Below are 12,864 nucleotides of genomic sequence, written 5' to 3'. Positions count from 1 at the left end.
GTCCGGCTGCGTAATACAAGTGAACCCAATGGAAATGGAGATTGCCCAGATGCGTCGCTTGTTCATCACGACTGCCGCCGCCGCCTTGTTCTTCGCAGGCGGCGTCGCAAACGCGCACCCGAAGCTGGTATCCGCCAGCCCCGCCGCCAACGCGGCGGTTGCGACCCCGGAGAAGATCAGCCTCCAGTTCAGCGAGAAACTCGTGCCTGCTTTCTCCAAGGCCGAACTGATCATGGCCGCGATGCCTGGCATGGCGGCCATGAAGATGCCGAGCAGCGCCGCGGTCGGCTCCGACGGGCGTACGCTCACGATCATCCCGAAGCAGCGTCTCCCGCGTGGGCGTTACAACGTCGACTGGCAGGTCGTTTCCGGCGACACGCACAAAATCACTGGCAGCTACACCTTCACGGTGAAGTGAGCGGATGATTGACTGGCCGACCGTCGCCATCCGCTTGGCGTTATACCTCGTCCTGGCGGTGCTGTTCGGCCTGTCGGCGTTCAGCCTCTATGGCCTTCGGCTCGGCGAGCGCGAGGATGCAATCGCTCTGCGGCCTTGGCTTTCGGGAAGTGCTGTGCTCGGGTTGCTGCTCTCAGCCGCTGGCCTGATCCTCATGCCTCGTCGATGGCCGGATCTCCATTCTGGCCGGTCGACGAGGCCGCGGTGGCTGCCTTGCTCGGAGGGCCACCGGTTGGCTCCGCCTGGAAGGTGCGCATGGTAGCGCTGGTCATTGCCGGGGGCGCGGTCCTACTGGCGCGAGGCAGAGCATCATGGCTGGCGATGGCCATGATTGCCGCCGCTACGGCGTTGGCGACACTCGCATGGAACGGGCACGGTGCCATGGACGAGGGAAGCACCGGATGGCTTCACCTGGGCGCGGACATTCTCCATCTCCTCGCAGGCGGTATATGGGTTGGCGCACTGTTCGGATTGCTTCTCCTGATGATGCGCCGCGCCGAGGCGATCGATGCCGCGCACCTTCAGCTTACCCATCGGGCGCTGCACGGCTTCGGGGCGGTGGGCACGCTCGTGGTTGCCATTTTAGTGATTACCGGCTTGATCAACAGCTGGCTGCTCGTGGGCCCAGCCAATTTCACGGCCTTGGGCACGACGCTCTACGGCTTGCTGCTGCTCGCCAAGCTGGTCTTGTTCGCAGCGATGCTGGGACTCGCGTCGCTTAATCGGTTCCGCCTCACGCCGGCCTTCGAACGCTCGATTGCCATGAACGATCATGACGGAGCGCTTATGACGCTGCGGGTCAGCCTGGCGGTCGAGACAACCTGCGTGATTGGTATCTTGGCGCTCGTAGCATGGCTCGGCACCCTCGCACCGCCCGCATCGGGCATGTAGGTGAGGTTAGCTCTGCTGGGTCTGTTGATGTATTCAAAGGTGAACGAACGAGGGTAGCAAGTCATGGCCGATGTCAAACGCAGTGAAGCCGGCAGCGGCCAGGCCGACGGCGACGTCGTTCTGACCACGGGCGCGAGCGGCTTCATCGCCGCCGCGCTGATCGCCCGGCTCGGGAAACGCTACACCGTTGTTGGCCTGGATCGTGCCGGTCCTCCAGACCCGCCGCCGCCCGCAGCGGCGATCGACATAGACCTCGGGTCGGACGAAGCGGTCCGGGTTGCACTCGACGAAGTGCGCGCACGGTACGGTAACCGCATCGCCTCGGTGATCCACCTCGCCGCCTATTACGACATTACGGGCGATCCGAATCCGCTCTACGACAAGGTCACCGTGCAGGGCACCCGCCGGCTGATTGACGGGCTGCAATCGTTCGAGGTCGAGCAATTCGTCTTCGCCAGCACGATGCTGGTCCATAAGCCGACCGCCACTCCGGAGGAGCGCATCAGCGAGGAGTCGCCAATCGGTGCGTCCTGGGCGTATCCGCAGTCCAAGGTCGACACCGAGGCATTGCTGCATGAGCGCCACGGGAACATCCCCGTCGTCTTCCTCCGCGCCGCAGGAGTTTACGACGACGACGGGCGCTCGGCGTTTCTCGCGCAGCAGATATCGCAGATCTACGAGCACCGCCTGATCTCGCACTTCTATCCCGGCATGCTGTGTGCGGCGCAGTCGTCCGTGCACCGCGACGACTTGGCTGACGCCGTGCTGCGCCTGGTCGATCGGCGGCACGAATTGCCGTCAGAACTGCCACTGCTCGTCGGCGAGCCCGACGCGCCCGGCTATGCCGAAATCCAGGACATCGTCGGCGAGACGCTCCACGGCGAGGGCTGGAAGACGATCCGGATCCCGCAGCCGATCGCAAAGGCCGGAATCATCCTGCAGAACGAGGCGCTCGGCAGCGACGACTTCATCCAGCCCTGGATGATCGACAGCAGCAACGACCACTATATCCTCGACATCTCGCGCGCGCGTTCGCTGCTCGGATGGGAGCCGAAACACAGTCTCCGCGACACGCTGCCCGCGATCGTTGCCGCGTTGAAGCGCCATCCGCGGGCCTGGTATCGGAACAACAAGCTCAACGAGAATCTGGTTGCCTGGCACGATAAACCAGGGGCCGAACCTGTCGGACCGGGCCATCAACCCGCAGCGGCAGGCGATGGGATGGCCGGCATGGATCACGGGGCTGTGGATCATAGCAGCATGGACCATGCAGCCATGGGGCACGGACCTGGCGCGGCGGACATGGCGATGACCGGCCACGGTGCACACGGCGATCACATGGCCATAATGGACCGCGACGAGCGCCGTGCGCGCTGGGCTCTTTACGCCAACATCGGCCTCGGGCTGTGGCTCGCCTCCAGCCCGCTTATCTACGACTCCGTCACGACGCAGAGCGTCGGCGAGGCGGTGCGCTTCGTCACGGTCGATCGCGGCCTGCCTTCAGTCGAATGGCGCGCAAGCGCACTGGCGATCAGCGATCTCGTCAGCGGTCTGGCGATCGCGCTGTTTGGCGTACTGTCGCTGTGGCCTCGAACCAAGACCTGGGCGCAATGGGCAGTGGCGTTCGTCGGCATCTGGCTGTTCTTTGCGCCTTTGATCTTCTGGAGCCCGAGCGCCGCTCAGTACAACAACAACCTGCTCATCGGCTCGGCCGTGATCGCCCTGTCGGTGCTCGTGCCGATGATGCCGGGCATGAGCATGGCGGGCATGATGGACCCCAAGAACATCCCGCCCGGCTGGACCTATTCGCCGTCGACGGACGCGCAGCGGCTGCCGATCGTCGCCATGGGCCTGGTCGGCCTTCTCACCTCGCGCATCCTGACCGCCTACCAGCTGGGGCACATCGACACCGCGTGGGAGCCGTTCTTCGTCGGATCGCTCAGCGACCCGCGCAACGGGACCGAGGAGATCATCACTTCGGGCATGTCGAAGGCGTGGCCGATCCCTGATGGGGGCCTTGGCACGATCAGCTACGTACTCGAGATCCTGATGGCGGTGATGGGCACGCGCGATCGCTGGCGGACCATGCCGTGGATGGTGACCTTCTTTGGCATCCTGGTCATTCCTCTCGGCGTGGTCAGCATCTACTTCATCATCAGTCAGCCGATCGTGATCGGCACGTGGAGCACGCTGGCGCTGGTCGCTGCGCTCGCGATGCTGATCATGATCCCGTTCGCACTGGACGAGGTCATCGCCATGGGCCAGTTTCTCGCCTGGGCGAAACGCAAAGGCAGGCCGCTGATCCGCACCTTCTTCCAGGGCGACACGCTCGAAGCAGGCGAGATGGATGCGGCTGACGTAATGGCTTCACCTTCGATCTTGTGGGCGGATGCGAAGCGAGGTCTGACGATGCCATGGACTCTGGCAGCTAGCATCGCCCTCGGTGCGTTCCTGATGCTGTCACGGGTGATCCTGGGCAACGACGGGGCCATGGCGAACAGCGACCATGTGGTCGGCGCCCTCGTGATCACAGTCGCGATCATTGCCACCGCAGAGGTGGCCCGCGCTCTCCGCTTCATCAATGTCGCGTTCGGGGCATGGCTCGTCGCTGCCCCGTTCCTGCTGACAGGGGCCGGCCCCCTTGGGGCGATCGTGTCGGTGGTCGTGGGAATCGCGCTCATCGGGCTCAGCCTGCCGCGCGGCAAGCGCAGCCCCGAACATTATGCGAGCTGGGACAAATACGTAATTTGAGGCCTTACTCGCCTCCAGAGAGGAGGGGCACAGCATGGCGCAGTCCAGGTACCGAGTTCTATCCGGGCGGTCATTCAGGCGGCGGGGGTGATGACGGGGGCGGTGGACCGCGGCTACAGCTTTAAGCGAGCATCGACACTGTTCCGGTACGGTCCAGCATGCTAATGCGATTCCTTCGCAGGATCGTTGGTGGCCTGCGGCTAAGCTGCATCGCATCGAGACAAAGATAATATGAAGTGAAGCGCCTCAAACTTGTCCTCCTGCGGCTTGCCATCACGCTCACCGCGCTGTTCATCCCGGCCGCGACAATGGCCGAACCCGGCGACGTGCAAACCGCATGGCGGCTGCTCGACTATATCGCCGTCGATTATGGCGGTGCGGTTGCCGAGGGCCGGGTCAAGAGCGCGGCCGAATATGCCGAGATGAACGAGTTCTCCGCGTCCGTTACGACGCGGCTGCGCGATCTGCCGGCGAAGCCGGAACGGCCGGCGCTGGTTCAAGGAGCCGACAACCTGCAAGGGATGATCGCGCGCAAGGCATCGGCTGAACAGGTGGCGACCACCGCGCACGGGCTGGCGGCTGATCTGCTGCGCGCTATCCAGTGCCGCTCGCGCCCGACAAGGCTCCGGACCTCGCCTCGGCCGATGCGCTGTTTCGACAATCCTGCGCGTCCTGCCACGGCATGACGGGCGACGGGCATGGCCCCGACGCCGCCAAGCTCGATCCGCCGCCGATCGCGTTCACTGATGCCGAGCGCGCCCGCCAGCGAAGCGTGTTCGCGCTCTATCAGGTGGTGACGCAAGGGATCGACGGGACAGGGATGCAGAGCTTCGCCGATGTGGCGAACGATCAGCGCTGGGCGCTCGCCTTCCGCGCCGGGAGCTTCGCCTTCACCGACGAACAGGCGCGCGAAGGCGAGCGGCTGTGGAAGTCAAACCCGGCGCTTCGCCAGCGCATACCGGACCTGAAAACCCTCGTCGCGCTCACCCCGGCCGCGCTCGCCACCTCGATTGGCGAAGCGAAGGCCGATGCGGTCATGGCCTATCTCCGCCGCCATCCCGATCAGGTGATGCAACACGCGCCTGGCTCGCTTGCGGTTGCGCGCGCCAAGCTCGCCCAAAGCCTAGCGGCAGCGCGGCGTGGCGATGCGCGCGGGGCGAGGGAGCTGGCCTTGTCGGCTTATCTCGACGGGTTCGAGCCGGTCGAACCAACGCTCACCGCGCGCGACGCGGCGCTGATGGGCCGGATCGAAGGCGCGATGGGCGAGTTTCGCGCCGCGATCGACCGCGGTGCCTCGCCCAACGAGCTCGCGGAAAAGGTGTCAGTGCTCGACGGGCTGTTCGACGATGCGGAAGCGGCGCTGGCGCCTGATGCCGCCACGGAAGCGTCCACGTTCCTGGGCGCATTCACGATCTTGCTGCGCGAGGGGCTCGAAGCCTTGCTCATCGTCGTCGCCATGATCGCGTTCCTTCGCAAGGCGGAGCGAGGAGAGGCGCTGCGATACGTGCATGGCGGTTGGATCAGCGCGCTCGTTGCCGGGGGGATCACCTGGGTGGTGGCCACCTATGCAATCGGGATCAGCGGCGCGAGCCGGGAGCTGACCGAAGGGTTTGGGTCGCTGTTCGCTGCGGTCGTGCTGCTCTCGGTTGGAATATGGATGCACGGCAAGGCGCAAGCCGATCAGTGGCAACGCTATATCCGGGAAAAAATGTCACGGGCGCTCACCGGAGGATCGGGCTGGTTCCTGTTCGGGCTGGCGTTCGTGGTGGTCTATCGGGAGGTCTTTGAGACAATCCTGTTCTACGCGGCGCTCTGGTCGCAAGGAAACGGTCCCGTGCTGCTGGCCGGGGCGGGCTCGGCCGTTCTCCTGCTTGCGGTGATCGCCTGGGCCATGCTTCGCTACAGCCGCACGCTGCCGATCACGCAGTTCTTCCGCTACAGCTCCTGGCTGATGGCGATCCTGACGGTCGTGCTCGCGGGGAAGGGCGTCGCGGCCCTTCAAGAGGCGGGCATCATTGCCATAGCGCCGCTTCGCGATGTGCCCAGGCTCTCAATGCTTGGCCTGTTCCCTACATGGCAGTCGGTGCTGGCGCAGCTCCTGATGGCGGTGGCTATCGCGATCGGGTTCGCCTGGAACCGTCGCGGCGATCGGGGCAGGGCATCGGCTCACTAGCACCGATGCGAGTCCATGACGGAGACCATCACCTCTTGCGGCTGAGCCGGGAGGCGTCCGTAGCTATTCCGCCGCCTTTTTCTGGATCGTGCAGCGCACCGCCTGCTTCGCCTTCACAGCGGCTTTGCGGCATCCCTTGATCGTCTCGCGATTGTCGCGCAAGACCCTGTCGGCCGTGACTATCACCTCCCAGCTCGGCTGCGATGCGCTGACCATCAGATGCTGGCCGGCATCCCAAAGGGTGGGTTCATCCAGCACGCGCGCCGCCATGCGCTCGGGCCATTTGCCAGCTCGCCGGTGCAAGGTGCGCGATCGGCCCCGCCAGCGGACCTAGAGTAGCAGCACCAAAAGCTTCCCGCCGCCGCTGGCTCGGCACCTCGATCGCGACATTTGGAATAGGCCTCGCCTAACTGGCCACAGTGCACCGCACCGCGCCCGACCGATCGTGCGCGGTGTATTGGGGGTTTGCTCGGTTTGATGACGCTGGCGATATCGGTACAAGGGTTCCTGGGGCGCGCCTTCATGCATGGCGGCCTCAACCATCTGGCATTTTGAAGGGGGAAACATGATTTTGGCGTTTAGGGTGGCAATGGCCACAGCACTGGCGATGCCGATCGCGGTCGCCGCCCAGCCTGCATCGCGCTTCGCGGATACGAAGGCCGTGGAGGCAGTACTGTCGCAGTACAAGGCGGCGATTGAAAAGCTCGATGCGAAAGGAACAGAGCGACTCTTCGCGGCCGACTCCCAGATATTCGAAACGGGTGGCTCGGAGGGAACCTACGCGACATACCTCGCCCATCATCTTGGGCCAGAGCTGGCAGCCTTCAAGTCGTTTACATTTTCCGACTACAAGGTGAAGGTTCGCTTTGAGGGTCCGGTCGCACTTGCCACCGAGACCTACCGCTATCGGATCGAGCCGAAGAACGGGGCTGTTGCCGAACGTATTGGCGTCGCAACCAGCGTCTTAACGCGCTCGGGGAGCAGCTGGAAGATCATCAGCATGCACAGTAGCGCTCGCAAGCCGAAAGGCTCCTGATCGGTCAAGATCACATTGCGCCCGGACCCAGCTTCAGGGGTCGGCAATATGGCCGCTACTGCTTCTTCGCTGGATTCGGCGTAGCCGACTGCGGTGTCGCATTTGTAGAATTCGTCGGGTGATCGTGCTCCGGTATGCCAGCATAATGGTTCATCTGATCCTCGGAGATGTCCGACGTTTCCTCGCTGCTGCCACAAGCCGTTACGGCCAGAGGTAACAGAAACATGGCTGTGATAATCGCCCTCGATCTTCTCATAACAGAATACCCTTCGATGCCGATCTGAACCCATCATAGCTGATACGGTGGGATGCTCGTATCTGACTTCCTTACAATGATATGATCGACAAGGTTTTCGCTAGACTGGCATGCTCATGATGTCCTTATACGCGGAAAGCAACTTATTGCGAACTTGCAACGTCGCCTCGAACGCGATCGACGACTCCTGCCGCGCGAGCATTACCTTTGCAATATCGACCTCTTCGCCGCGTTCATAGGCAACCGTCAACTTTCCGGCGCGAGCGTTGATTTCATTGATCTTTTGAAGCTGTGTTTGCAGTGTAGAGGTAAAGCCACCTGGTTCCGCGCGCCCGGCAGCCGAGATCCCTTGGGTCGAACCTGGACCTACGACCGAGTCTGCACCGTCCGCCTTTCCAAGCACGGTATTCATCGCTGCTTCGAATTTTGCTCCCGCACCCTCGGGGCTACCAACAGAAACCGCGCTGCTTGCTACATTCCGAAGCGCCGCATTCCTGTCGAGAATGGCGCTTCGCACGGCCATGACGTCGTTGATGAAGATGCTGCTCATGTTCACCCCGGTGCGACCTCTAGCATAGCTGCATGATCGCATCGCAAGCGTTAGAGGATGGTTAACGACGCTTAGGAATGATTTCTTCATCGTGTCCGTCGTCAGAACATTCGGCACAACTCGCGGCGTAGATTAGCGGAGTGCGGGCCTCGTCTGGGGGTTGATGTTAAGCGGCGAGCTTGCGGTGTTGCAAGCGCCGATATTCGATGGTCTGTCGCTTGATTCTTTCGCGCTGTTTGATGATGGCTGGCGCCCTGCCGAAGTAGGCGTCGGCGGGCGTCACGTTGTTCAAGCTCTCGTGGTAACGCTGGTGGTTGTAGTGATCGACGAAGGCCTTGATCTGGGCCTCGAGGTCGCCGGGCAGGAAGTAGTTCTCCAGCAGGATTCGGTTTTTCAGGGTCTGGTGCCAGCGTTCTATCTTGCCCTGGGTCTGCGGGTGGCACGGGGCGCCGCGCACATGGCTCATCTTTCGGGCCTCGATGTATTCCGCCAGTTCGCCCGCGATGTAACTGGGGCCATTGTCGCTGAGCAGCCTGGGCTTGTGCAGCACCGTGGCGCTGTCGCAGCCCGAGCCTTGAGGGCGAGGTCCAGCGTGTCGGTCACATCCTCGGCCCGCATGTTGGTGCACAGCTTCCAGGCGATGATGTAGCGCGAGAAGTCGTCGAGCACGGTCGACAGGTACATCCAGCCCCATCCGATGATCTTGAAGTAGGTAAAATCAGTCTGCCACATCTCGTTTGGCCGGGTGGTCTTGGTATGGAACTGATCGGCGGCCTTGATTACGACATAGGCCGGGCTGGTGATCAGATCATGGGCCTTCAACAGGCGATAAACCGTGGCTTCCGAGACGAAGTAGCGCTTCTCGTCGGTGAAGCGCACCGCCAGTTCGCGGGGGCTCAGGTCGGTTTCCTCCAGCGCCAGTTCCACGATCTGGTCCTGGATATCGTCGCCGATGCGGTTCCACACTCGGCTCGGCGCCGATGGCCGATCCGCCAGCGCCTCCGGCCCGCCTTCAAGGTAGCGATCATACCAGCGGTAGAACGTCCGGCGGGCGATACCCAGCTTGTCCAACGTGTGTTTGGCGGGCAGGTGCGACTGCTCGACGATCCGGATGATCTCAAGCTTTTCGGATGCGGGATACCTCATGCGTCGTCGCCCCCATCCGCGATCATGCTTTTTTTCAGCAGACGGTTTTCGAGTGTCAGGTCGGCGACGCATTCCTTCAGGGCACGAGCCTCGCGGCGCAGATCCTGCACCTCGCCGGTGGTCGCGGCACGTGAGGTGTCGCCGGCCAGGCGGCGCTTGCCAGCCTCCATGAACTCCTTCGACCAGGTGTAATACAGGCTCTGCGCGATGCCTTCCTTGCGGCACAGCTCGGCAATGCTGTCCTCGCCGCGAAGGCCATCGAGCACGATGCGGATCTTGTCCTCGGCCGAGAAGTGGCGACGGGTCTGACGCCGAATATCCTTCACCACCCGCTCAGCAGGGGCCTTCGCGGGCGATTTTCTCAAGGAGGGTTGGGCCTTCATCTTCGTTCCTTCGTCACTGCGACGAAGCCCCAACCTCCTTGCATCACAACCTCAAATCTGCGCCATAGGTGCTGACGGCGGACAGAGCTTTTCGACGTAACCCCATGGGCCGCCACAGTCCTCCGGCGGCCGCATACCTACTGCATCGAGGATGAGCGGATATGTCAGGTGCGGGCTGGCCGTGCTGATGCGCTCGATTTTGACGCTATGCTCCCAGGCATCGCCAAAGTCGTAGAGATATCGGAAGGTCTTGCGCCTCGTATCCGCCAGGACCTGGGCGAGAGTGGCCTTACGGGCGTCAAGAGGTCCGTCGAAGCCATATTCGGGATCAGGGATGCCAAAGCCGGTCTGCCCGAAGCTCATTTCCCACAGGTGAGAGTCCGTCCACGAGAAGGCGGTCTGGATGACGGTGTGCAGACGGTCGAGCCGGATATTGAGGGGCACCTCCAGCGTTCGGCTGACGGCCGGCGTGACATCGTCCAGCGTAATCTTCATCCGCACGACAGTGCCGTTGCTCACGCAGCCTTCTCCAGATCGTTGGTCAGCCTTGATGCCTGCCATTTCCACGGCAAAAAGTCATCGATCCGATTGATCGGGTGATCACCGATGCGTTCGATGACGTCGGTGAACCATGCCTCGGGCTCGACGCCGTTGAGCGACATGTACCGGCCAGGGCGTAGAAGAGCGCGGCGGCTTCTCCCCCCTTCATGGAGCCGACGAACATCCAGTTCCGGCGCCCGAGCGCGACACCGCGCAGGGCGTTCTCCACCAGATTGTTGCTGATCTCGAGCCGACCGTCATCACAGTAGCGGACCATAGCCTGCCAGCGATTGAGCGGATAGCGACACGCACGCGCCAGATTGCTGTCAGATGACAGGCCTCGGTTCTGGGTTTCGAGCCAGACGCGCAATGCCTCCAGCTTCGGCACCGCCTTGATCTGGCGGATGCGTCTTCGCTCATCGGGTGGCGCACCCTTGATATCGCGCTCGATGGCGAAGAGCTCGGCGATCCGCACGACCGCCTCTGCCGCAATCGGTGACGGACTTTTCTCCAGGATGTCGGTAAATTTCCGGCGTGCGTGGCTCCAGCATCCCACTTCGACGATATCCTTGGGCGCCTTGGTCCTGGGGTCGCGGTAAAGCGCGTTGTACCCGGCAAAGCCGTCTGCCTGTAGATACCCCCGATAGTCGGCGAGATGTTCTGCCGGATGCGCTCCGCCACGATCGGCGCTGAAGCGGAAGACCACGGCAGGCGGGCTCATGTCGCCGCTTGAGCGGTCATCACGCAGATATACCCAGAAGTGCCCGGTCCGACTGCGTCGCCATTGCCCAGCAAGGTGACCGGCGTGTCGTCACCGTGGATCTTGGCGGCTTCCCGGATATAGGCGAACAGTCGCTCGCCCAGTGGCGCGAGCAGCCATGCCAGTTTCCGTGCCCAACGGCTCATCACATCCCGATCGATATGAAGCCCCACCCGTCGGAAGATCACCGACTGCCGGTGCCAGGGCTGATGATCGACAAAGCGATTGACGACGAGATGGGCCAGCAAGGCGCTGCTCGCCATCACCTTGGGCAGGGGCAGATCGACAGCGGGCGCCTGGCGGATTTGCTCGCAGGACCGGCACACCAGCCTGGGCCGGACATGGCGGATGACGCGGAAGCGCGCCGGGACATAATCGAGAACCTCAGTGACGGCCTCGTCGATCTGGACTGAGGGTCCGTTACAACCGCCACTGCACGGGCTGGGCTGATGATCGATTGTCTGACGCGGGAAGTGCGCAGGAAGCGGAACGCGGCCGCCGGGTTTGCGAGCCGATTTCGCCACAGGCGGCGCCGGCACCTCATCGTTGGCGGGTTCCGGTGCCTCGACCTCCTCGAACATCAGCCGCAACTGGGCGATATCCATTTTCTCGGAGCTGCGGCCGAACTGGACGCGCAGCAGCCGCGCGACACGATGTTCGAGCTTTTCGATCCGCAAGGTCTGGGCTTTGACCGTGGCTTGCGCCGCCGTCAGTTCGGCCCGTTCCTGCTCCATGACATCGGCCATCTCCAGCAGCATTTTCTGCAGGAGAACCGGGTCTGTGGGAAGGCGATCAAGGGCGAACCGCATGCCGCAGATAATAGCGGAAGCCGACGGCAAAGCCTACATAAAATAGCGGTTTTCCTGATCTTTTTGGCTATGCGAGGCTCGGCGTGATGACCTCGTCGTGGACGATCGCCTGCTTCCAGTTCAGGCCTTCGAGCAACATCGCAAGCTGGGCTGCCGACAGCCGCAGCGCACCCTCATGGGCACGTGGCCAAACAAACTTTCCGCGCTCAAGACGCTTCGCATACAGGCATAGCCCTGAGCCGTCCCAGACCAAGGCCTTCAGCCTGTCGCCCCTCCTCCCGCGGAACAGGAACACCGCCCCCGAGAATGGATCCAGCTGAAGGATATTGCGCACCTGCGCCGAGAGCCCGTCAAAGCCCTTGCGCATGTCGCACGGCGCCAGCGACAGGTAGACCTTCGTCGAAGGCGGGAACGCCAGGCTCAATGATCCAGCTCCCGCAGGACATCGAGCACCTGTTTCAGGGCGGTCCGATCAACTTCGCCATCCACCGACACCGTCAGGCCGCACCGTCCGCGAACCTCGATCCGTCCAGCTTCTCGGGCTTTGGCCGACGGCGATGATGCTGCCAGTTCGACAGGTACGAAGCCTGCCATCGCTCCCCGGAGCAGTTGCTTGCGCCAGGTGTAGAGCTGACCCGTGCCTATCCCATGCCGCCGCGCTACGGCCGATATGACAACGCCCGGCACCGTCGTCTCCTTTAGGATCGCCAGCTTCTCCTCGTCGCTCCAGTTCCGACGCCGCTCCACCTGTACAAGCACTCCGCCGTCCCCGCGACTGCTCATACGAGGCTTCTGTGGTTGCCGCCCGTGATGCAAGAAGTTTCTGATCCGAAGAGCGAGTGATCGAGTGCGGTCTTCTGTCAGGCCTTTGGTTGCGGCGTTTCAGAAGCCGCTGGCCGGTATGGTGATCTGCGGTTCGAGTCCAAATCTCGTTTTCGAGCTGGGATGCTCACGCCTCGTAACTGGTTTTCCCGAACCAGATCTGTTCGCTCATTTCGCCCATTCGGGTCGTCGCCTTCTCACACCCCCATCATCCGACGTTAGGTAAGCTTGTTGGCATGCCGATCATGCAACTGCTGCCTGCGCCGGAATTCTGTATTCATTACCATTTT

Annotated in this window: 10 protein-coding genes and 3 pseudogenes; 5 read left to right on the top strand and 8 right to left on the bottom strand. The window is 62.7% G+C overall.

Features of this window, described 5'->3' with window-relative positions; genetic code table 11:
• Positions 1-49 precede the first annotated feature (49 nt).
• From copC to BF95_RS07930, 4 genes and pseudogenes are all read left to right on the top strand, one after another.
• Complete coding sequence (gene copC / locus BF95_RS07945; protein WP_037475981.1) at positions 50-418, top strand: copper homeostasis periplasmic binding protein CopC; 369 nt, start codon at positions 50-52, stop codon at positions 416-418.
• A 204-nt stretch (positions 419-622) separates the two neighbouring features.
• Positions 623-1,348, top strand: coding sequence for a copper homeostasis membrane protein CopD (gene copD / locus BF95_RS07940; protein ID WP_235209631.1), 726 nt, complete (start codon positions 623-625; stop codon positions 1,346-1,348).
• 63 nt (positions 1,349-1,411) lie between these two features.
• Entirely contained in the window at positions 1,412-4,099 is a 2,688-nt protein-coding gene (locus BF95_RS07935) for a vitamin K epoxide reductase family protein (protein WP_043150630.1), read from the top strand.
• 308 nt (positions 4,100-4,407) lie between these two features.
• Positions 4,408-6,272 (top strand): annotated as a pseudogene (locus tag BF95_RS07930) (FTR1 family protein).
• A gap of 63 nt (positions 6,273-6,335) precedes the next feature.
• On the opposite strand, the gene BF95_RS07925 reads toward BF95_RS07930, so the two are convergent.
• Positions 6,336-6,542 carry a DUF6118 family protein gene (locus BF95_RS07925; RefSeq protein ID WP_051519908.1) on the bottom strand — a complete coding sequence of 69 codons (207 nt, stop codon included), beginning with the start codon at positions 6,540-6,542 and terminating at the stop codon, positions 6,336-6,338.
• 256 nt (positions 6,543-6,798) lie between these two features.
• Between BF95_RS07925 and BF95_RS07920 the strand changes: the two genes are divergently transcribed.
• On the top strand, positions 6,799-7,308 hold the full coding sequence (locus BF95_RS07920; RefSeq protein WP_235209630.1) for a YybH family protein: 510 nt from the start codon (positions 6,799-6,801) through the stop codon (positions 7,306-7,308).
• Between the two features lie 356 nt (positions 7,309-7,664).
• On the opposite strand, the gene BF95_RS25540 is transcribed toward BF95_RS07920, so the two are convergent.
• The 7 genes and pseudogenes from BF95_RS25540 to tnpA all read right to left on the bottom strand — a co-directional run bounded on the left by BF95_RS25540 (position 7,665) and on the right by tnpA (position 12,535).
• Positions 7,665-8,114 carry a flagellar hook-basal body complex protein FliE gene (locus BF95_RS25540; protein WP_235209629.1) on the bottom strand — a complete coding sequence of 150 codons (450 nt, stop codon included), beginning with the start codon at positions 8,112-8,114 and terminating at the stop codon, positions 7,665-7,667.
• A 166-nt stretch (positions 8,115-8,280) separates the two neighbouring features.
• A pseudogene (locus BF95_RS07910) lies at positions 8,281-9,643 on the bottom strand (IS3 family transposase).
• 51 nt (positions 9,644-9,694) lie between these two features.
• Complete coding sequence (locus BF95_RS07900; protein WP_235209628.1) at positions 9,695-10,162, bottom strand: plasmid pRiA4b ORF-3 family protein; 468 nt, start codon at positions 10,160-10,162, stop codon at positions 9,695-9,697.
• Positions 10,159-10,305: a transposase domain-containing protein gene (locus BF95_RS30955; RefSeq protein WP_443018346.1), complete on the bottom strand. Its 147-nt coding sequence runs from the start codon at positions 10,303-10,305 to the stop codon at positions 10,159-10,161. Before BF95_RS30955 ends, BF95_RS07900 begins: the two co-directional genes overlap by 4 nt.
• Before the next feature lie 35 nt (positions 10,306-10,340).
• Positions 10,341-11,677 (bottom strand): annotated as a pseudogene (gene tnpC, locus BF95_RS28895) (IS66 family transposase); the annotation flags it as partial.
• Positions 11,678-11,819: 142 nt separating this feature from the next.
• Positions 11,820-12,176 (bottom strand): IS66 family insertion sequence element accessory protein TnpB, encoded by a 357-nt coding sequence (gene tnpB, locus BF95_RS07885; RefSeq protein ID WP_024018733.1) that lies wholly within the window; start codon positions 12,174-12,176, stop codon positions 11,820-11,822.
• On the bottom strand, positions 12,173-12,535 hold the full coding sequence (gene tnpA, locus BF95_RS07880; RefSeq protein ID WP_043150621.1) for an IS66-like element accessory protein TnpA: 363 nt from the start codon (positions 12,533-12,535) through the stop codon (positions 12,173-12,175). Before tnpA ends, tnpB begins: the two co-directional genes overlap by 4 nt.
• Positions 12,536-12,864 lie beyond the last annotated feature (329 nt).

The sequence above is a fragment of the Sphingobium sp. Ant17 genome, from assembly GCF_000588875.1.
Classification (GTDB): Bacteria; Pseudomonadota; Alphaproteobacteria; order Sphingomonadales; family Sphingomonadaceae; genus Sphingobium.
This window is presented reverse-complemented; position numbering and strand designations above follow the sequence as displayed.